This window comes from Bariatricus sp. HCP28S3_A7 (genome assembly GCF_052066375.1).
Taxonomy (GTDB): domain Bacteria; phylum Bacillota; class Clostridia; order Lachnospirales; family Lachnospiraceae; genus Allocoprococcus.
In genome coordinates, this window is record NZ_JBQHSG010000004.1 from 208550 (window position 1) to 229607 (window position 21058).

General features: G+C 43.7%; 21 protein-coding genes, 1 tRNA gene and 1 pseudogene. 3 read left to right on the top strand and 20 right to left on the bottom strand.

What is annotated here, in order from left to right:
- Positions 1-10: 10 nt before the first annotated feature.
- From fabF to ACTNA4_RS04775, 8 genes are all read right to left on the bottom strand, one after another.
- On the bottom strand, positions 11-1249 hold the full coding sequence (gene fabF, locus ACTNA4_RS04740) for a beta-ketoacyl-ACP synthase II (RefSeq protein ID WP_427807735.1): 1239 nt from the start codon (positions 1247-1249) through the stop codon (positions 11-13).
- 12 nt (positions 1250-1261) lie between these two features.
- Positions 1262-2002: a 3-oxoacyl-[acyl-carrier-protein] reductase gene (gene fabG, locus ACTNA4_RS04745; RefSeq protein ID WP_441028755.1), complete on the bottom strand. Its 741-nt coding sequence runs from the start codon at positions 2000-2002 to the stop codon at positions 1262-1264.
- A 15-nt stretch (positions 2003-2017) separates the two neighbouring features.
- Positions 2018-2941 carry an ACP S-malonyltransferase gene (gene fabD / locus ACTNA4_RS04750; RefSeq protein ID WP_441028757.1) on the bottom strand — a complete coding sequence of 308 codons (924 nt, stop codon included), beginning with the start codon at positions 2939-2941 and terminating at the stop codon, positions 2018-2020.
- Positions 2934-3872 (bottom strand): enoyl-[acyl-carrier-protein] reductase FabK, encoded by a 939-nt coding sequence (gene fabK, locus ACTNA4_RS04755; RefSeq protein ID WP_441028759.1) that lies wholly within the window; start codon positions 3870-3872, stop codon positions 2934-2936. Before fabK ends, fabD begins: the two co-directional genes overlap by 8 nt.
- A 58-nt stretch (positions 3873-3930) precedes the next feature.
- Positions 3931-4155 carry an acyl carrier protein gene (locus ACTNA4_RS04760; RefSeq protein ID WP_427807743.1) on the bottom strand — a complete coding sequence of 75 codons (225 nt, stop codon included), beginning with the start codon at positions 4153-4155 and terminating at the stop codon, positions 3931-3933.
- Between the two features lie 87 nt (positions 4156-4242).
- Positions 4243-5205: a beta-ketoacyl-ACP synthase III gene (locus tag ACTNA4_RS04765; RefSeq protein ID WP_441028761.1), complete on the bottom strand. Its 963-nt coding sequence runs from the start codon at positions 5203-5205 to the stop codon at positions 4243-4245.
- 215 nt (positions 5206-5420) lie between these two features.
- Positions 5421-5503: transfer RNA gene (locus ACTNA4_RS04770), tRNA-Leu, on the bottom strand.
- A gap of 77 nt (positions 5504-5580) precedes the next feature.
- Positions 5581-5718: a hypothetical protein gene (locus ACTNA4_RS04775; protein WP_427807747.1), complete on the bottom strand. Its 138-nt coding sequence runs from the start codon at positions 5716-5718 to the stop codon at positions 5581-5583.
- A gap of 215 nt (positions 5719-5933) precedes the next feature.
- Between ACTNA4_RS04775 and ACTNA4_RS04780 the strand changes: the two genes are divergently transcribed.
- From ACTNA4_RS04780 to ACTNA4_RS04790, 3 genes are read left to right on the top strand one after another with little or no spacing between them, the layout of a single operon-like run.
- Entirely contained in the window at positions 5934-6311 is a 378-nt protein-coding gene (locus ACTNA4_RS04780) for a GntR family transcriptional regulator (RefSeq protein WP_427818828.1), read from the top strand.
- A complete protein-coding gene (locus ACTNA4_RS04785) occupies positions 6308-7150 on the top strand; it encodes an ABC transporter ATP-binding protein (protein ID WP_441028763.1) in 843 nt (280 codons plus the stop codon). Before ACTNA4_RS04780 ends, ACTNA4_RS04785 begins: the two co-directional genes overlap by 4 nt.
- 1 nt (position 7151) lies before the next feature.
- Positions 7152-7775, top strand: coding sequence for an ABC-2 transporter permease (locus tag ACTNA4_RS04790; RefSeq protein ID WP_441028765.1), 624 nt, complete (start codon positions 7152-7154; stop codon positions 7773-7775).
- A gap of 44 nt (positions 7776-7819) precedes the next feature.
- Here ACTNA4_RS04790 and ACTNA4_RS04795 read toward each other — a convergent pair whose 3' ends face one another.
- The 12 genes and pseudogenes from ACTNA4_RS04795 to ACTNA4_RS04850 form a co-directional block, all read right to left on the bottom strand.
- Entirely contained in the window at positions 7820-9847 is a 2028-nt protein-coding gene (locus ACTNA4_RS04795) for a HelD family protein (RefSeq protein WP_441028767.1), read from the bottom strand.
- 94 nt (positions 9848-9941) lie between these two features.
- Positions 9942-10973: an AAA family ATPase gene (locus tag ACTNA4_RS04800; protein ID WP_441024272.1), complete on the bottom strand. Its 1032-nt coding sequence runs from the start codon at positions 10971-10973 to the stop codon at positions 9942-9944.
- Positions 10974-10988: 15 nt separating this feature from the next.
- Entirely contained in the window at positions 10989-12380 is a 1392-nt protein-coding gene (locus tag ACTNA4_RS04805) for a sodium:proton antiporter (RefSeq protein WP_441028787.1), read from the bottom strand.
- Positions 12381-12674: 294 nt separating this feature from the next.
- Positions 12675-13136 carry an Hsp20/alpha crystallin family protein gene (locus tag ACTNA4_RS04810; protein WP_427807759.1) on the bottom strand — a complete coding sequence of 154 codons (462 nt, stop codon included), beginning with the start codon at positions 13134-13136 and terminating at the stop codon, positions 12675-12677.
- 57 nt (positions 13137-13193) lie between these two features.
- Positions 13194-13613, bottom strand: a complete 420-nt coding sequence (locus ACTNA4_RS04815; RefSeq protein ID WP_427807761.1) for an Hsp20/alpha crystallin family protein — start codon at positions 13611-13613, stop codon at positions 13194-13196.
- A 298-nt stretch (positions 13614-13911) separates the two neighbouring features.
- Positions 13912-14160, bottom strand: coding sequence for a hypothetical protein (locus ACTNA4_RS04820; protein ID WP_427807763.1), 249 nt, complete (start codon positions 14158-14160; stop codon positions 13912-13914).
- A 247-nt stretch (positions 14161-14407) separates the two neighbouring features.
- Entirely contained in the window at positions 14408-16198 is a 1791-nt protein-coding gene (locus ACTNA4_RS04825) for a flavin reductase (RefSeq protein ID WP_441028769.1), read from the bottom strand.
- A 125-nt stretch (positions 16199-16323) separates the two neighbouring features.
- Positions 16324-16476: a hypothetical protein gene (locus tag ACTNA4_RS04830; protein ID WP_441028771.1), complete on the bottom strand. Its 153-nt coding sequence runs from the start codon at positions 16474-16476 to the stop codon at positions 16324-16326.
- Between the two features lie 68 nt (positions 16477-16544).
- Entirely contained in the window at positions 16545-17747 is a 1203-nt protein-coding gene (locus tag ACTNA4_RS04835) for a glycosyl hydrolase 2 galactose-binding domain-containing protein (protein ID WP_441028773.1), read from the bottom strand.
- Positions 17748-17833: 86 nt separating this feature from the next.
- On the bottom strand, positions 17834-20080 hold the full coding sequence (locus ACTNA4_RS04840; protein WP_441028775.1) for an alpha-galactosidase: 2247 nt from the start codon (positions 20078-20080) through the stop codon (positions 17834-17836).
- Between the two features lie 92 nt (positions 20081-20172).
- Positions 20173-20691: pseudogene (locus ACTNA4_RS04845) on the bottom strand (carbohydrate ABC transporter permease); the annotation flags it as partial.
- Positions 20692-20836: 145 nt separating this feature from the next.
- Positions 20837-21058, bottom strand: a 222-nt coding sequence (locus tag ACTNA4_RS04850; RefSeq protein ID WP_441028777.1) for a zinc ribbon domain-containing protein, incomplete at its 5' end; no start/stop codon positions are given.

Sequence of the window (21058 nt, forward strand, 5' to 3'; positions counted from 1 at the left end):
TCCTGCACCTCTAACCTTCATATTTTTTCATCAGCAGGACCGCATTGTGTCCGCCAAATCCCAGAGAATTACTCATTGCATATTTGATTTCCTTTTCCACCGGAGCACCGACTGCATAGTTCAGATCACATTCCTCATCTGTTTCTTTTGTTCCGATCGTCTGATGAATGAATCCGTCCTGGATGGATTTTACACAAGTCACACACTCTACCGCGCCTGCCGCACCGAGCAGATGACCGATCATGGATTTCGTCGAGTTGACTACAAGATCTTTTGCCGCATCACCGAATGCTCTCTTGATCGCATAGGTCTCGAACAGATCATTGTGGTGTGTGCTGGTTCCGTGTGCATTAATATACTGAACCTCCGACGGAGTCACACCTGCTTCTTCCATGGCAAGTTCCATCGCTTTGGCAGCTCCGCTTCCATCCTCCGCCGGGGAAGTAATATGGTATGCATCTCCGGTGGAACCGTATCCTACAAGCTCTGCATAAATCTTCGCGCCTCTGGCCTTTGCATGTTCCAGTTCCTCCAGAACGACCACGCCTGCCCCCTCTCCGAGAACGAACCCGCTTCTGTCCTTATCAAACGGAATGGAAGCTCTCTTCGGATCCTCACTGGTCGTAAGCGCAGTCAGCGCGGTAAATCCTGCCACACCAGTCGGACAGATACAGCTTTCGGTTCCGCCTGCAAACATCACATCCGCATCGTCGTACTGGATTGCACGGAACGCATCACCGATACAGTTGGTTCCGGTCGCACAGGCTGTGACAACATTTGTGCATTTTCCCTTCAGTCCAAGCTGAATCGAAACATTTCCGGCTGCCATATTGGAGATCATCATGGGAACCATCAAAGGAGCAACTCTTCCCGGCCCCTTCTGCAGAATCGTGGTGTACTGTTTTTCAATCTGCTGAAGGCTTCCGATACCGGAACCGATGATCACACCGCAGCGGTACGGGTCTTCCTTTTCAATCTCGAAACCGGCATCCTCACAGGCTTCTTTTGCAGCCACAACCGCATACTGTGAGAATGTTTCCATACGTTTTGCCGCTTTAAAATCCATGCGTTCCTTCGCAGAAAATCCTTTTACTTCTGCCGCGATCTTTACTTTATAATCTGATGTGTCAAATTTGGTGATCGCACCGATTCCGCATCTGCCTTCTTTGATCCCTTCCCAAAATTCATCTACCGTATTTCCAATTGGCGTAATCGCTCCAAGACCTGTAATCACTACTCTGCGTTTCATATTTCCACCCTCCTATATCGCCATGCCACCGTCTACTGCAAGCACCTGGCCCGTGATATACCCTGCTTCGTCGGATGCAAGAAATGCTGCTGCTGCTGCAATATCTCCGGTCTGACCCAGACGACCCAGAGGAATCTGTTTCATTGTTTCTTCTTTCACTTTGTCGGATAACACGTTGGTCATATCCGTCTCAATATATCCCGGAGCAATCGCATTCACCGTAATTCCACGACTCGCAAGTTCCTTTGCCGCGGATTTTGTCATGCCGATCACACCTGCTTTTGATGCTGCGTAATTGATCTGTCCTGCGTTTCCGGAAATTCCCACTACAGAAGACATATTAATGATTCTTCCGCTTCTCTGCTTCATCATCTGCCTGGAAGCGAATCGGATACAATGGAAAGTTCCTTTCAGATTCACGTCTACAACGCTCGTAAAGTCTTCCTCACTCATCCGCATGATCAATCCGTCTTTCGTGATTCCTGCATTATTTACAAGAATATCAATTCTGCCGAACTGATTGATCACATCCTTAAAAAATGCTTCGCACGCATCATAGTCCGCTACATTGCACTGCATGATCACGGCCCTGCCGCCATCTGCTGTAATACTCTGTTTTACTTCCTCCGCTTTCTGTGCAGAACCGTTATAATTGATGACCACCGTTGCTCCAAGCTGCGCAAACTTCATTGCTATTGCCTTCCCGATTCCGCGGGATGCACCGGTCACTACTGCGATTTTTCCGTTTAACATATTTCTTCTCCTCTACTAAACAGTCAATTCCAAGACCACCTTGTCTACGTCTTCCCAGGTTCCAATGTTGTAAACCTTTACGCTGCGGTCAATTTTCCTCAGAAACCCTGCCAGCGTTTTGCCCGGCCCGATTTCTACAAACGCATCCACGCCTTCCGCGATCATACGCTCTACACTTTCCTGCCAGCGCACGGAAGCCGCAACCTGTTCAGCCAGAAGTTTCTTCGTTTCACGAATGTCGGTTACATATTCGGCCGTTACATTTGTCACATAAGGAATCTGAAGTGGTTCCATTTCTACTTTTTCCATTTCTTTCGCAAGTTCTTCACCTGCTTGTTTCAGCATCGGTGAATGGAACGGACCGCTGACATTCAGAAGCACCGCCCTTTTAGCTCCCGCTTCTTTTAATATTTCTGCCGCTTTCTCCACCGCTTTCGTCTCACCGGTGATAACGATCTGGCCCGGGCAATTGTAATTTGCCACCGTGACTCCTTCCAAATCCTTAATCCCTTCTTCGATTACCGATGCATCCATTCCAAGGATTGCCGCCATGGCGCCTTCTCCTGCCGGAACCGTATTCTGCATCAGAATCCCTCTTTTTCTCACCAGAGAAATTGCATCCTCTTCCTTCATGCCTCCAGCGACGCTGATCGCGCAATACTCGCCAAGACTAAGTCCCGCCGTCACATCCGGTTTCAGACCTCTTTCCTCCACAACCTTCGTCATGGCAAGGCAAGTCGTCACAAGCGCTGCCTGTGTATATTCGGTCAGATCCAGTTTCTCATTTTCTTCAAAGCATAATGCTTTCATATCTATCTGCAAAAGTTCGCTTGCCTTATCATAGACAGCCTTTGCAAGTTCACTATTTTCATAAAAATCTTTTCCCATGCCGGGTTTCTGAGCGCCCTGTCCTGGGTAAATAAATGCAATCTTAGCCATAGATATTCAGTCCTCCGATCAGCGCATCTGTCTCCTTCACCAGCTTCTGGATCAGCTCCTCACAGCTCAGGATTTCTTTCACCATTGCCGCACTCTGTCCGGCCATCACGCTGCCATTTACAACATCGCCGTCTACGACCGCTTTGCGAAGTCCACCCAGAGTCAGCTGCTCCAGTTCCTCAAAGCCTGCTCCCGCTTTCTCCATATCCAGATACTGTTTCGTCATCTGATTTCTCAGAGCACGCACCGGATGGCCGGTTGTTCTGCCGGTTACTCTGGAATCGATATCCTTTGCTTTAAGGATTGCATTTTTATAATTTTCATGAACCATAGATTCTTTCGTTGCCACAAAATGGGTTCCCATCTGTACCGCTCTTGCTCCAAGCATAAATGCAGCCGCAATTCCTCTTCCATCGGCAATCCCGCCTGCAGCAATAACCGGAATGTTCACCGCATCAACGATCTGCGGAACCAAAACCATCGTCGTATTCTCGCCGATATGTCCTCCCGCTTCTGTTCCTTCCGCTACCAGCGCATCCGCACCGCAGCGCTCCATTCTTTTTGCAAGTGCAACGGAAGCCACAACCGGGATGACCTTAACCCCTGCTTCCTTCCACATTTTCATATATTTCTCTGGATTTCCAGCACCAGTGGTAACCACCTTCACGCCTTCTTCCGCTACCACTTTTGCCACTTCATCCGCATAAGGACTCATGAGCATAATGTTGACACCAAATGGTTTGTCAGTCAGTTTCTTTGCTTCTCTGATCTGTTCGCGTACCCATTCTGCCGGGGCACTCGCAGCTCCAATGAGTCCAAGCCCACCGGCATTTGATACGCCGGCCGCAAGATGATACTCAGCAACCCAGGCCATTCCTCCCTGGATAATCGGATATTCTATTCCAAGTAATTCGGTTACTTCTGTCTTCATATTACAACCTCTTTTTTCTTAAATGACTTACTCTGACTAATGATTCACTTATTCGGATTTATTTCTCTAATCCTTCGATGTAAGTTACAACGCTGCCGATCGTAGTAAGATCACCGATCGCTTCTGTATCGATTTCCACACCGAACTCATCTTCAAATGACATAACCATGTCCATAAGATCCAGAGAATCTGCTCCAAGTGATTCAAACGTTGTTTCCTCTGTAAGGTCTGCTGCGTCTACTCCTAAACCTTCTGCTACGATTGCTTTTACTTTCTCTAACATGTGATTGTCTCCTTCTTCTCTTTTCATTTTTTCTATTTAATCATATATGTAATCCGTCCTGCGCCTGCGCCGACAGCTATTACCTTGTTACCATTCAATAAGGGATGCTCCCCAGGAAAGCCCTGCTCCAAATCCTGCTATAACAATCCTCTGCCCTTTTTGCAGCATTCCGCTTCGGTTCATTTCATCCAGAAGAATCGGAATGCTGGCAGAAGATGTATTTCCAAATTCAGAAATATTCATCGGGAATTTACAAATATCAATTTTCATTCTCTTTGCCACCGATTCGATAATTCTCTGATTCGCCTGATGAAGGACAAACCAGTCGATATCCTCTTTTACATAATCTGTCCTGCCAAGGAGTTCTTCTATCACTTCCGGGACTTTCTTCACTGCGAATTTAAACACTTCCTTACCATCCATCGATAAGTAAGTCTGCTTTGCTGCCTCTTTTTCTTCCCAGCCCTTCTGATGTCGGCTTTCACAGGCCAGTACCTCTCCCATAGTACCATCTGAATGTGTCACACATGGGAAAACTTCTCCTTCCTCCCCGCGAATCACTGCGGCTCCCGCACCGTCGCCGAACAGGATACAGCTTCCTCTGTCTTCCCAGTTCACGATGTTAGAAAGCGTCTCACTTCCTATGATCAGAATGGTTCTGTACATTCCTGATGCGATATATGCCTGCGCAGCATTATAGGCAAACACAAATCCTGCGCACGCAGCGCTCATATCAAAACAGGTCGCGTTCTCTGCCCCCAGTGCCTTCTGAACTTCACACGACACACAAGGAATGATTGTATTCGGTGTGATCGTTGCTGTCAGGATCAGATCCAATTCTTTCGCTTCTACTTTTCCATTCTCCAGAGCCGCCCTGGCAGCCTTAACAGCCATACTCATCGTTGTGTCTTCATCTGCAATATGCCTTCTCACAATCCCGGTTCGTTCACGAATCCACTCATCACTGGTCTCCACTATTTTCGCTATGTCATGATTGTCGTAAAAGTTTTCCGGGGCGTACGCTCCGATACCACATATTTTTCCTCTCATACTGTCCTCTTGGTCTTAAATATAGATATTTTTGATTTAAAATACTTTTAGTTTCAAACTATTTGACAATATAACATATATATAAGCGTTTGGCAAGAGGTTTTTTGATTTTCTTTTCGACATGAATTATTTTGGTAATCTAACAAGAATAGAAATAAGATTTGAAGAAAGAAAAAACGAGAACACATTCTCATGTATTCTCGTTCATCTATTTATGCGGAAGATGGGACTTGAACCCACACGCCCTTGCGAGCACTAGAACCTGAATCTAGCTCGTCTGCCATTCCGACACTTCCGCGTCAACAATAGGTATATTACCACATCATTTTTAAAAATGCAAGAGGAAAATCAAAAAAATTATTTTTTTCGCTCCCATCATATTTTAATTACCCAGAATAAATCAAGATATTCCAAAGCTTTTTTCGTATCACCATTTTTAATGGCTTCGATTACTAAATCATTCAAAAACTTATCTTTTCTTAATCCGTCCTTATATTGCATATCTGTTGGCATGTGCTCATTCATCCTTTCACACCCCTTTCATATAGCCTGTTCTTATCTATATTATAGGGATATTTTTTATCAGTGTAAATCCTTATTAAACTATCAAAGTACCTTTTTGGTTCAGAACATATTTCTATTCAAAATACAAATATAATATTGACATACCTGTACCAACTGTATATACTGTATATATACAGATTAATCAACCGAGGTGATAGAGTCTCATGAATATCTTTATTGACAACAAAAGCGGCGCACCTATTTATGATCAGATCTATTCCCAGATTAAGAATCAGATCATCAGCGGCGACCTTAAGGAGGATGAAGCCCTGCCTTCCATCCGCAATCTGGCGAAGGATCTAAGAATCAGCGTCGTCACGACAAAGCGGGCCTATGATGAACTGGAACGGGAAGGATTTATATACACGATCGCCGCAAAGGGATGCTTCGTCGCACCCAAGAATGTGGAACTTCTGCGTGAAGAAAACCTGAAGAAGATCGAGGAATATATGCAGAAGATCAATCAGCTTGCAGCTTCCTGCAATCTCAGTAAGGAAGACCTTATAGAAATGTTTCATTTGAGTTGGGAGGAATCATTATGAATGCACTGGAAATCAAAAATCTTACCAAAAGCTACCGGGATTTTACTCTGGATAATCTGAATCTAACGCTGCCAAACGGATGTATCCTGGGACTCATCGGGGAGAATGGGGCCGGCAAGAGTACGACGATCAAATTGATCCTGGATATTATCCACAAGGATTCCGGTACGATCACGCTTCTCGGTCATGACAGCGAACATATTCCGCTGCAGGCCAAAGAAGATATCGGAGTCGTCCTGGATGAAGTCGGTTTTCCGGAATGTCTGACCGCCAAACAGGCAGACAACATTATGAAATACACGTTTTCGCGCTGGGATTCTGCTATGTATAGGCAGCTTCTGGTCAAGTTATCAATTCCCGAGAATAAACCTTTCAGTGATTTTTCCCGCGGAATGAAGATGAAGCTCGGGATCGCCGTTGCGCTCTCACACCATCCGAAGCTTCTGCTCCTTGACGAGGCGACCAGCGGTCTGGATCCGGTTGTCCGTGATGAAGTAGTAGACATGTTCAGTGAATTTACAAGAGATGAGAGTCATTCCATTCTGATTTCATCCCATATCGTCAGTGATCTGGAAAAGCTCTGCGATTACATTGCTTTTCTTCATAAAGGTAAACTGCTGCTGTGCGAGGAAAAAGATATCCTTCTGGAAGAATATGGTATCATCCATTGCTCTTATGAACAATTCCGTGAACTTGACCCTGCTGCCATTAAAGGTGAGAAGCGGACTGCTTACGGAATCGAAGTACTGATTCGCCGTAGCGCTGTTCCTTCCGGCACCCCTATAAGTCCGGTGACAATCGAAGAACTCTTCATTTTCATGGTTAAGGAGGTAAGATAAGATGAAAGGTTTACTTCTGAAAGATATGTATATGACACGCAAATACTGCCGCTCCTTCTTCTTTATCATTTTTATATTTATTGCAGTATCCGTATTTGCTGATGGTAACTTCTTTTTCACACTCTATCCGATCGTATTTGCCAGTATGATTCCGGTCACACTGCTCGCCTATGACGAGAGGAGCAAATGGACGATCTACAGTGAGACGCTCCCCTATTCCAGGGCACAGCTGGTATCCGTTAAATATCTGATGGCACTGATTCTGATAAGCAGTGTGTGGATTTTTTCCTTTGCAGGAATGCTTCTGAGATGTGTTGTATCCCACAGCACATTTACCCAGGAAACATTTTTTTCAGGGCTCACACTTCATGCTGCCGGGCTGCTTTGCGATTCGCTTCTGCTGCCGGTCATTTTCAAATTCGGTTCTGAAAAGGGGCGTCTGGCCTATTACATTATTATCATCGTAACCTGTGTAGTTGGCACCATTATGATCAGCATCAGTGAAGAGATGAATATTTCCCTTCCGGACAGGATCCCAGCATTCACGATATCTGCTGCCGCAGCTATCCTGTTTGTCCTTTCATGGCTCCTCTCCATCCGGATTTATGAAAAAAGAGAACTGTAAACAAAGAGGCATCACACGATGCCTCTTTCTCATCTCTATGCTTATTACTGGGCGAGTTCATACACATACAATTCATGCAGCGCCCTTGTCGCACAGATATAGCGGAACTGCTTAAAAAACGGATTCTTCTCCTGAGCGCCTGCAACAAAGACCTGATCGAATTCCAGCCCTTTTGCCATATAATATGTCGTAACCGTAATTCCTTTACGGAATACCGAACTGTCCCGATCAATATAACAGACGTCTTCCCTCTGATTTTTCAGATAGGAAAACGCTTCTTTCGCCTCACGCTCCGTCATAGTCAGCACAGCCGCTGTCTCATATCTGTCGCCGCCGATCCGAACCTTCCCCAGTATATCATCCAAAGCCGCCGCAGGCGTACTGCAAGTCATTTCCTCCACCGGCTTTCCGTGCCGCTGCATATATTCAATTCCTTTCACATCAGACACATTCCGCGCATACTCTGCAATTTCTATCGTATTCCGGTAACTTTTGTTCATTTCAATCTTTCGCACATCTCTTCCAAAGATTTTCGGAAGGAACTTCAGCACATCCTGCTGACGCGTATCCACCGTCTGTGCTTTATCTCCCAGAATCGTCATCCTGCAGTCGAACAGCTTTTCCAGTATCACATACTGCAAATAAGAATAATCCTGCATCTCATCGATCACCAGATGACGAATCGTTCGTCTGGATTCTCCTTTGCAAAGGCGGTATTTCAAATACAGCATCGGATATACATCTTCATATTCCAGCAGCCGCTTTTCCAAAGGAACCGACGGCAAGGCCGGAAGTCCATTCGCCTCCATAAGCCGGTTATAGATTTCATAAACATCGGTCGTCACATACATGTTCCGGAACGTTTCCCGAATCAATTCCAGCTCGTCTTCACAGAGCGTTTTTCCATAAAGCGTCTCATATTCATCCACGAAATACTCCATCACCGCGTCCATTCTTGACAAAAGCGGCACTTCACCGAATTTAAAATAAAACAATTTCAGGAGTTCTTCTTCTGTTTTGACCATTCCTTTGTATTCAACGTCTTTCAAATCGACCAGTTCATCCTCCAGACCGACCAGGAATCCTTCTACCGCTCCGACAAATGCCTCTGACTGCTTCCACTGGAATCTCGCCTCTTCTTCCTCCGTAATTCCCTGCATTCTTCTTTCTATCTGATGATACCGGTCCTCACAGTCCGCAGCCACATCCTGAAGTTCCCGATAGGCAAATAAATCGAAGCTCATCTCCTGAATATTTTCTTCTCCCAGTTCCGGAAGAATATGGGAAATATAATCCGCAAAGGCACTGTTCGGAGACAGAATCAGAATATTAGATGACTTAAGTCTTTTCCTGTCATGATACAGTAAATACGCGATCCTGTGAAGCGCGACAGATGTCTTCCCGCTGCCTGCCGCCCCCTGAATGATCATGATCTTATCCTTTGTATTCCGTATGATCTCATTTTGTTCTTTCTGAATCGTGCGCACGATATTCTTCAGCTTGACATCACTGCTTTCTCCCAGCTCCTGTTTCAGAATATCATCATCGATCTTCATATCACTCTCAAATTCATAGATCATCCGGCCGCCCCGGATCTTGTACTGCCACTTCGAGCAGATCTCTCCCTCCAGAACGCCCGCAGGCGCTTCATAAGATGCCGGACCTTTATCATAATCATAAAACAGACTGCTGACCGGAGCTCTCCAATCATAGATCAGCGGAACTCTCCCGCGCTCTTCTGCAAAATTTCCGATTCCAATATAGAATGTCTCCGCTTCTTCTTCTCCGTCATATATGAAATCCACACTTCCAAAAAATGGTGAATCCATCATTTTCAGCAGACGGCTTTTCATTCGCTGATTTTCCTGATTTGCATTGACCTGCGCAAGAAGCGCCTGCTGATTGTCAAAATTCTCATATCCGTACTGATCCATCTCGGTATAGTTTTCCCAATAATACTCATTCATACCTTCGATGTCTTTCCGAACCGTCTGGATCGTCTCCCCTATTTCCCGAATCTTCTTCCTGAGTTTTTCTGTCACCTCATTCAGAAACTCTGTGCCTCTCGTCATATAGTTCTACCCTTCCTGCTTCTCGTTTTCACCGGGCCTTTCTCCCGTACGTACTATCTTAACACAGCCACGAAAGATAGGAAAGGTCAAAATGTTACTCTTCTTTTTTCTTCAACATTCGCAGGATCAGATCAACCGAACCATTGATTCCATAACTGGAACTGTTGATCAGCAGATCATAATTCGATGCCTTTCCCCATTCCAGTCCGGTATAGAATTTATAATAATCCACATGCTTTCGATCCAATGCATGCAACATTCTCCGGGCCTGTTTTTCTGTCAGATTCTTATTGACCTCCATGACCCGCTGTACCCGCCGCTCAAATGGCGCCGTGATAAAAATACTGATATGAGGAATGTTATTATTTGCCAGAATCACATCAGCACACCGGCCCATGATAATAAAATCCTCTTCTTTTGCCATATCGCAGAGCAGTTTACTCTGATTAAAGAAAACAGCATCTTTCTTCGGCAGTCCGTGATACCGGTTGAATTCTTCCAGTCTCTGTGCCAGCGTTACCTTCTGAGCTTTTGTAAATGCCTGGCTGGTTCCAACATATCGTGCGCGGTTCTCCTCATCATGAATGTACGGATATCCTCCCTTGTCATAGACAGTATCCTTCTCCGCCTCCAGTCTCCGGAGTACCTCATTGAATATTTCCACGTCATAATAATTGATTTTCAGCGCATCTGCCAGCTGGAATCCGATCTCACTTCCTCCACATCCATATGTTCGTCCGATACAGATGATCATATGATCCTTCTCCCCGAACCGCTGTGTCAAAGTATTCAGTTTCGCACGTTTGACATCCAGAACATCCCCCTCTGCGAAACTGGTAGGCAGTTCTTCCACAGCTTTTAATATTTGATCGTATTCCCGCATAATCTCGCTTCGAACCGGTTTTTCCCGAATCGTGCGCGCCATGTTGCTGATCAGGGCAAGTTCACTTCTCAGTGTATGCCCTTCATTTCTTTCACGCAGTCTCTCGACAATATCATTGATGCACCGTTCTCTGTCTCCATTAAACACTCGTCCCAGAGAAGAACCCAGACTTTCATATACTTTTGCATCCAAATCATAAATTCGTTCTGCCAGCCTTAACAGGCTGTTATTACTATTCTGCATATACTCTTCCCCTCCCTATCTAAAAAACACGAGTGTATCCAGCAGGAACACCGGAACCAATACACAAACAGACCATAACAGATAATGGAAAAATGACGGCATACGAATACCATTTTCTTCTGAAATGGATTTCACCATAAAGTTCGGAGCATTTCCAATGTATGTGTTCGCTCCCATAAATACCGCGCCGCAGGAAATCGCCGTCAGCATTTTCACCGGAACCGTTCCCAGTGTAGTCGCAATTCCTTTTGTGAATCCCATAACGCCTGCCGTTGTAAGGAACACCAGATAAGTCGGCGTGTTATCCAGAAAACTGGAAAGCGCACCGGTCACCCAGAACATTTCCATCGGTTTGGTAAGCCCCAGACTCGCCCCCATACTCTTAAGAATTATAAGCGCCGGCTGCATCGTGATAAATATGCCAATAAAAAGCACCGCAACTTCCTGAATTGCTCCCCATGTGAAATGGTTTTTCTTCCGCACTTCTTGATCCGTCGTTTTAAATGACAGAAATGCTGCCAGAAGAATGATCGCCATTTCGATTATCGCAGGCCAGGTCAGTGTGACACTTCCAAACACAGGAATTCCTTTTACATTTCCCGACGCATCCCGGAAAAGCGGGAGCTCTGGCAACACGCCACTCAGTATAACAGCTGCAACGATCATTACAAGAAAAATAATATTATGCAGACCTTTGATCGTAATCTTTGTGCCCGGTCTGCTGATATCCGGCATCCGCCCTGAAGCAATATCCCTGCAATACGCACGACGATCGATCCAATAAAATACTGTTAATAATACTACCATATTAAAGAGTAAAATCGGGAACAGATGCAGGCTCCAAAAAAACGGCACTCCTCTGGAAAATCCCATCAAAAGCGGCGGATCTCCCACCGGTGTCAGACACCCTCCGATATTGGACACCAGGAAAATGAAAAACACCATGATATGTGCTCTCTTCTTACGCCACGAGTTCATCTTTATGACCGGGCGCACCATCAGCATACTTGCTCCCGTCGTTCCGATCAGACTTGACAAAACGGTTCCAAGTGTAAGTAATATCACATTCACTCTGGGCGAACCTGCAAGGTCTCCTTCCATCGTAATATTACCAGCCACACAGAAAAGTCCGAACAAAAGCACAATAAATGTTAAATAATCCCCGATGATACATTCCAGAACTGTTTCTGCGGCAGTCCCCATCCCATATACAACCGCATAAGGTATCACAAAAAGAACAGACCACAAAATCACGGCCCACGGCTGATGTTTCTCCCACCACGCCGGTTTGATCAGTGGCATAACTGCAATACAAAGAAGAAGTCCGGCAAACGGAACACACATCCAAAGCGGCGGAACGATTGCATCTGCCTTTTTTACAGCATGATCCGCTGCCAATACCGCCATTGGACTTGCTAGGTTGACTAAAATAAGAGTAAACAAAGTAGTCATAAAATAATATCGTTTTTTCAAGCTAACACCCTCCCTGACTCATTTTCTCAAAGTATTCTCATACAATGACCGCCCTTTGGGGCACTCCTAATATAGCACACGAAGAGTAAATAATACATCGTCAGATTCACTAATTTTTTCCATTTATCGGTTTTTATAAACAGCTAAATGCTCAGAAAAAGCACGCTGCCGACGGTAAAGTCTGCAGCGTGCTCCTTTATTTCACTGATATAAGAGAGTCCTAAAAAATTATCCTTCAATCGTGATATACTTTTTCGTCTCTACTACGGGCTTTGCTTCCTTTTTCGGAATCTCCAGTTTCAAAATGCCATGCTTAAATTCTCCTTTAATATCTTCCTCCGTCAGATCTTCACCTACATAGAAGCTTCTTTGGCAAGCTCCGGAGAAACGTTCCTGACGGATGTATTTTCCGGTCGCTTTATCCTTCTCATTCTCCTCCTGCATCTTCGCAGCATTGATCGTAAGGTATCCATCTTCCAGCGATACCTTTACTTCATCTTTCTTAAAGCCCGGAAGCTCCACTTCAATCGTATATCCTGTATCATGCTCTCTGATATCCGTTTTCATGATATTTTTAGCGCCACGCCCATAGGCTTTCTTTTCCATTCTCTTTACATCTTTGTCATTATAAAACGGGAAACTCCAAAAATCATCAAAAAAGTCATTTCCAAAAATACTCGGTGTCATCATAAGTCATTCCTCCATTCAATTCAAATCAATTAATATACTATTGTTATCTGTTATCCATTATCCTTCAATCGAAATAAACCTTTTTGTCTCAACGGCAGGTTTGGCTTCTTTCTTCGGGATTATCATCTTCAGTGTTCCGTCTTCGAATTTTGCTTTGATATCTTCTTCCGTCACATCATCTCCTACAAAGAAACTTCTGCTTCCGGTTCCTGAATATCTTTCCCTGCGGATGTAATGTCCTTTCTCATCTTTGTCATCTCTCTTCGCATTTACCGAAGCATGAATGGTAAGGTAACCATCTTTCAGTTCTGCCTGTACATCTTCTTTCTTCGCACCCGGGATATTCATCGTAATCTCATATGCGCCATCCTTATCCTGGATATCTGTACTCATCAAATCCGTTGCCCCGTAACTTCCGAATGGATCCTCAAAAAAGTTATCAAATACATCGTTTCTAAAAATACTAGGCATTAACATAAAGCATCGCTCCTTCTTAAAATATATATGTATGTTATATTGTTTGTAGATTTGAACTTCGAGATTCAGTTTCTGTTCTTTTATTTTTCCTCTTCCCTTGTTCTAGTTGTAATATAACACTTATTGTTAGCACTGTCAATAGGTGAGTGCTAATTTTTTTAAATTTTTTTCTCTCCTCAGAATCAAAAACAGCCATTGCAGGAATTGAAATACAGCGTCCAATATTCTGCAATGACTGTTTCTATTCTTTATTTTCTAATTATCTTTTCTTCTAAATTCAGAACTCGCTTATAACTCCTTATAGTGAAAATTCTTCCAATAATTTCTTCTGATACTCCGGATCATTTGCTGCTTTTATGATATCTACCGTCCGATTCTGCTCTTCAAGAAGAATATTCAACTGATTAATCTGCTGCCTTCCAATCGCTTCGCCCTTTATCATTCCAGCGGCTTCGCCATCCTCATACCCCTCCGCGCGGGTCTGGCGCATATTCATCAATTCTTCATTGTGTCCCGTACAGATTCGCATTTTTCGTAATGTTCGCATAAATATCTGCAAGCATTGAGATTTCTAAAAAATTCTGATGTATGAGATAAAATCAGACACTTTTCGCTTAGACAAATAGAACTAAATGCTTTGTCTGTATTCTAACATAAGGAAATACGAAATACAATTCCTTACTGTTCTAAATCAACATAAAAGATGCCCCAAAACACCGTTCAGTTTCGGCATTTCAGGGCATCTTCTGATTCAATATTCTTATTGCGTGTTACGCACAACCACACATCTTCCTCTACGCAATCGGCTCAAAATCCGCCACTCCATGCTTGCACAGCGGGCAGATAAAGTCTTCCGGCAGTTCATCGCCTTCATAGATATAACCGCAGATCTTGCAGACAAATCCTTTCTTTCCTTCAGTCTGTGGTTTCGGTTTTACATAATTCTGATAGTAAGTATAGGTCATCGTTTCCACATTAGAGATCACACGGGATTCTGTAATACTGCAGATGAACATTCCATGTGTATCCAGATCTATATACTGTTCTACCTTTAACGACATGAAGGAATTAATGTATTTCGGCAGGAATACCAGTCCATTATCAGAGCGAAGTGTTTCAACGCCTTCGAATTTATCAACCGTTCTTCCGCTCTGGAAACCATATCTCTCAAATACACGGAACGGCGCTTCCGTAGACAGGCAGTTCAGATTCATGATTCCTGTCTGTTTGATCACATGATGAGAATAATTTGCCTTATTGATCGTTACAGCGACCCGGTTCGGAGTATTCGTAACCTGAGATACCGTATTTACGATCAGACCATTATCCTTCTTTCCATCGTTGGATGTAATCACATACAACCCGTATCCGATGTTGAAAAGTGCAGACAGATCATTTTTATTCGCTGTATCTGCATTTTGTGCAATATAGTCTGCACAAAGCTCATCAGCCAGTTTTTCAAGTTGCTCACTGCTCTCTTCATTCAGTGCTGACATGATACGTACTGTATTCTCTGTATAGGTCAGATTTTTACTCTTTTCCAGCATGCCTTTCATAACCTTTGTAGCCATCGGAGCCCAGGAGCCGTTTTCGATAAATGCCACCGTTCTCTTCTGATAATTGCGTTCGGTCAGATGATTGATAAATTCGCGCATGAACGGGAAAATGTCTGCGTTATAAGTCGTAGTGGCAAGTACCAGCTTGTTGTAGCGGAATGCATCTTCCACAGCTTCAGCCATATCCGTACGTGCAAGGTCATGCAGTTCTACTTTCGGGCAGCCTTTTGCACGGAGTTTATCTGCCAGTGCATTGACGGCTTTCTTTGTATTGCCATATACGGAAGTATAAGCGATCACAATTCCTTCTGATTCTGCTTCGTAAGAAGACCATGTGTTGTAAAGTCCAAGGTAATATCCCAGATTTTCTTTCAAAATCGGTCCGTGCAGCGGACAGATCGTCTGAATATCCAGTCCTGCTGCTTTCTTCAGCAGATTTTGTACCTGAGCGCCGTATTTTCCTACGATTCCGATATAATAACGACGAGCTTCGCATGCCCAGTCCTCTTCTACATCCAGAGCGCCGAATTTACCGAATCCGTCTGCAGAGAACAGCACTTTGTCACAGGTATCATATGTCACCATAACTTCCGGCCAGTGAACCATTGGTGCAGCGACAAATGCCAGGGTATGCTTTCCGAGTTCCAGCGTATCCCCTTCTTTGATCACGATCTGTCTGTCTGTGAAATCAGTTCCAAAAAACTGTTTCATCATTGCAAAAGCTTTCACACTGGACACGATCTTTGTATCTTTGTAGATATCCATGAAATTCGCAATATTTGCGGAATGATCCGGTTCCATATGCTGAATGATCAGATAATCCGGCTGGCGGTCTCCCAGTAAAGCACCGATCTGATCCAGCCATTCATGCTGAAATCTTGCATCTACGGTATCCATAACGGCTACTTTTTCATCCACAATAACATAGGAATTGTATGCCATGCCGTTCGGAACATCATACTGACCTTCAAACAGGTCAATTTCATGATCATTGACACCTACATATTTAATGTCGTTTGTAATCTCCATTTGCATTCTCTCCTTTTCGCTGATTTGCTATAAGGTATTGTATCAAATCATAAGTGTAATGACTAGTCCTATGCCATATTATGTTGAATTTTTTTGAATACACACGGTGCTTCCTTCTAAGGATTCTATTTCCTTTTTGCTCTGTGCTGCCACATATGCCACAGCATACCAATCAGAAAAAGAACTGCTGCCAGTTTATGTACGATTTTTACGAACATCGCTCCTTGAAGCGGATGCAGAATTATCCCTGTCACGACTAACAAAATAAATTTCTGCATTAATCTTAGATCGTTTCATTCTGTTCTCCTTTCGGCACGGTCAAGCACCTGTTTCTATGTTACATCCACTATTTGATGTCAAACGCATTTAAGATTGTAAGCGTTTCAAAGTCAGAAGGCTGAATCTGGATTGTCTCCCCATCCTTTGTAATATCCACTTTCTTAATCTCGATTACTTTTTCTTCGCCTTTTGAAATGTCAAAACAGTTATCGCTCGCGACAAAATCAAACTTCTCCGCTTCCAGTACAACATATTTGGCATAGTTCTCCGTACGGAATCTGAGAATATAACTGTCTTCGTTTTCTTCAACCGTATAGGTAAGACCAGGATCTGCAAATTCAAAGTGCTTCGGTCTGCAGAACAATAAGGTGCCGCGGCTCGTCTCATTTTCTCCTTCATATAAGATATACTCCAGATACTGCGAACGGAATGTGGCTTTATTCTTCAGCACTTCTGTGAAATCAGCCTCCACACACGGATACAGTTGTAGTTCGCTTTCACGCACTGTTCGATCAGTTTTCTGGATCGTGTAGGAATCTTTTGTTTTGATTCCACAATATTTTTGTTCGATGCAGTTTCCTTCCGGCGATACAATACTGATTTCAAGCTCTGTTTCTTTTCCATTTGCAAGTCTTTCAAATGCAACATCAAACTGAACTTCCACATTGCCTTCATGATGGTGCTGACGAACATAGACATCCTCAAATTTCGCCAGATTATATGCAACAATGCTGACCGGTCTCCATATCCCCATATCAGGCAGTTTCGGGCCCCAGTCCCAGCCATAGGTACAATGTGCTTTTCGAACAAGACTGAAACCATCTACTGTATCAGAAGTCGTATAATATGGTTCTTTTCTGTGCTGTTCCAATGCATATTCAATGTTTGAATGAAATAAGATGCGGATGGAATTCTCCCCTTCCTTCAAAATATCTTTCACATCAAACTCATAGGTACGATTCATATCATTTACAAAAGCGAGATGCTGATCATTCAGATAAATGTCAGCCGCCGTGTCAAGTCCCTCGAAACGAAGCAGAACCTTGTCACTGGATATTACTTTATTTGAAACGGAAAATGTATTGGTAAACTCATAATCTTTTTTTAATACATCGTAGGTTTTCCACTCATTTTCACCATAATACGGATCTTCAATCTCTCCATTTTCATACAATGTGTTAGCAACAGTAGCCGGCACATCGGAATAAAAACATTTTGCATCATCCGTGCAGCAGATACACCAATTTTCATTTAAGTTAATTTTTTCCATTATAGCCCCATTCTACGAAAGCGCTGTACACCGGCTCCCCAAAGCCACTGCGCAGCGCTCCCCTTTTCATCTTCGATACTTTTTATTTATTCTTCCACTTTCTTCAGATAAAAGAGCCGTGAAAAATAATCTCCCTGCTGCTCCCTTGCAAGCATTGGAATTCCTGCAGAACAATCCGATACACTAAGGCCCGCGTACATCAATTCATCTCCATAATGCACTCCGCAATCCATATGTGCACCAAAGCATTCCTGAACAGAATATTTTGCAGTTTCTTCCAGCTCTTTCAGATAGATTCTTTCGAATTTTCCCTGTGCCGGTTCCAACAGTCTGAAATAAGCCATCAGCACTTCATCTTTCTTCTCAGAAGCAACCTGCCAAGCTGAATTATTTCCTTCAAACGGACTCTCAAGGCGTGTAAATACTCCTTGCTGAATCAGCTTTCTGTGCTCTTTCATAAAGGAAATCTGTTCTTGCATCTTTTCAATCTCATCTTCCGGAAGCTTTGTGATATCCAGTTCGTAGCCAAACGTTCCAAAGAATGCCACATTTGCTCTCGTCTCAAGCGGTGTGTCGCGGAATACCTGATGATTCGGAGCCGCAGACACATGGCTGCCTATGCTGCTGATTGGGTATACATAGGAAGTTCCATACTGTATTTTAATTCGATCTATCGCATCGGTGTTGTCTGATGTCCACGCCTGCGGAGCGTAATACAACATACCCGGGTCAAATCTGGCTCCGCCGCTTGCACAGGATTCAAACAAAATCTCAGGGAACTCTCCGGTCAGTCGTTCATACAAGTCATAAACTCCAAGTATATATTTATGTCTTACTTTTCCCTGCCAACTTCTTCCGTTTCCATTAGAAAATACTTCGGAAAATGCTCGGTTCATATCCCATTTCACATAGGAAACCGGAGCGTCTTTCAGAATCGCTCTCATCTGCGCATGAATGTGATCCACCACTTCTTTTTTTGAGAAGTCAAGCACATACTGATTTCTGCTGTGGCAGTATTGTCTTCTTGTGTCTGCAAGCAGCCAGTCCGGATGCTCACGGTATAAGTCACTGTCCTTGTTCGTCATCTCCGGTTCAAACCAGAGTCCGAACTTCATGCCCATTTCTTCAATCTTTTTTGCAAGCCCTGTTATACCATTCGGAAGCTTTTCAAGGTTCGGATACCAATCCCCAAGAGAGCAGTTATCCCAGTTTCTCTTTCCAAACCATCCGTCATCCAGGACGAATAATTCCACACCGATATCTTTTGCTTTTTTTGCAATATCCAGGATTTTCTCTTCGTTAAAGTCAAAATACGTAGCTTCCCAGTTATTAATTAAAATCGGTCTTTCCTTATCACGCCATGTGCCGCGCGCAAGTCTCGTCCGGTATAATTCATGATAGACCTGACTCATTCCGTTCATACCATTCTCAGAATAAACCATGACCATCTCCGGAGTCTGAAAGCTTTCCCCCTGTTTCAGTTCCCACCGGAATTCATTCGGATGGATTCCGAGTACCACACGTGTCACATCAAAATTATCGACCTCTACCTGTGCCAGGAAATCCCCACTATATACAAGACTGAAACCTAAAACCTCTCCACTGAACTCATCTGCATTCTTTCTCTTCAGCATGAGGAACGGATTAAACTGATGGCTGCTGCACCCACGCATACTGTACACACTTTGTACTCCATAGTTCAGTTCCCGTGTATGTGGGTGGCGCTCCCTGGACCATGTACCTGCCAGTTCTACCATTTCATATTCCTTGTCCGGGAGATCCAGACATCCGCTCATACAATTAAGAAGTGTGATTCCTTCCGAATGCTCACACGAAAAGCGCACATGCTTTGTAATAACCGGAATGTCTTTAAATATGGTATATGACAGCAGAATCTGTGTGTGTATCAGTTTGTCTTCCAGCACAATTTCCAGCGTATCCGCCTCTTCTTCACTTTCAACATAGACAGCCGGAAGTCCTTCAATACCCTTCTTCCCCTTAAAGATCTCATGCTTTTTATATTTGAAGTCAACTGTGCGGCTTCCATCTTCCCGTTCCAGTTCAAATGCCGGATACCTGGTATCCCCCGAACCAAAAGTCGGATATTCTTGTTTCAGGTGTTCCAGAGAAAATGTACTATTTCCTTCGAACGGATACGGAGCCATATCCCTTCTCGCATATTCGATCAGATAGCCAAAATCCTCTTTATCGGTAATATGTTTCCCATAATATACGTGGCCGAGCTGTCCATTCTCTAAAACACGAATGATATAGCTGATCTGTTCATTATATAAATGAAACTCTTTCGTTGATTCATGAAATTTAATTGCCATATTTTACTCCTTTAAGCAAATCGTTCTTCACATCAGATACAAAGGGAAGCAATGATCCCTCACCGCTTCCCTCAACTATCTCCCCCAAATATTTATTTAATAGAACCGCTGGTTCCCTCAACAATATATTTTTGCGCAAATAAGAAGACAATGATTGGCGGTATGATCATGATAATCGTAATACACAACATAGGAATGATCTTTTCTGAATGTACTCCCTTAAATGCTGCAAGTCCCAAAGCCAGAGTGTATTTATCTCTGTCCTGTAAGAAAATCAATGGTCCCAGATAGTCATTCCATGCTGCAATCATATTCAATACACCTACCAGTATAAGTGATGGTTTCATAATTGGCACGAATATTTTATAAAAAATCTGGAAATCATTGGCCCCGTCGATTCTGGCTGCCTCTTCATAATCTCTCGGAATACCGGCAAGGAACTGACGCATCAGGAATATATAGTATGCCGAACCGAACCATGATGGCACGATCAGCGGTTTCAACGTATTGATCCATCCGAACCATTTGAACTCCATGTACTGTGGAATCATGGTTACATCCCACGGAATCATCATCGTTGATAAAAGGATCATAAACAGAATGTTTTTACCTGTGACATGCTCCCACTACTTAAGCCCTAAAGCTTTGAAGTAGGGGCTTCTTACTCAATAACCCGATAGGGCTAAGTATCAATAAGCTATCCCCGCGTGCCCCGCGGTTCTTTTCTGCCCGGTTACGGGCATATTTCAGGCGCAGTTATGCGCATAAAATTCTTTTTCCTTCTTCACGGATATTGATCGCTGCATTCACATCCCGATCCATCCGATTCCCGCACCCACATTCATAGATCCGTTCTGACAGTGACAATTCTTTCTTGATCTTTCCGCATTTGCTGCAGGTTTTACTGGATGGATAAAACCGATCGACCTTTATCAGCTTCTTTCCTCTATCTTCCAGCTTATATGCAAGCATATCCCG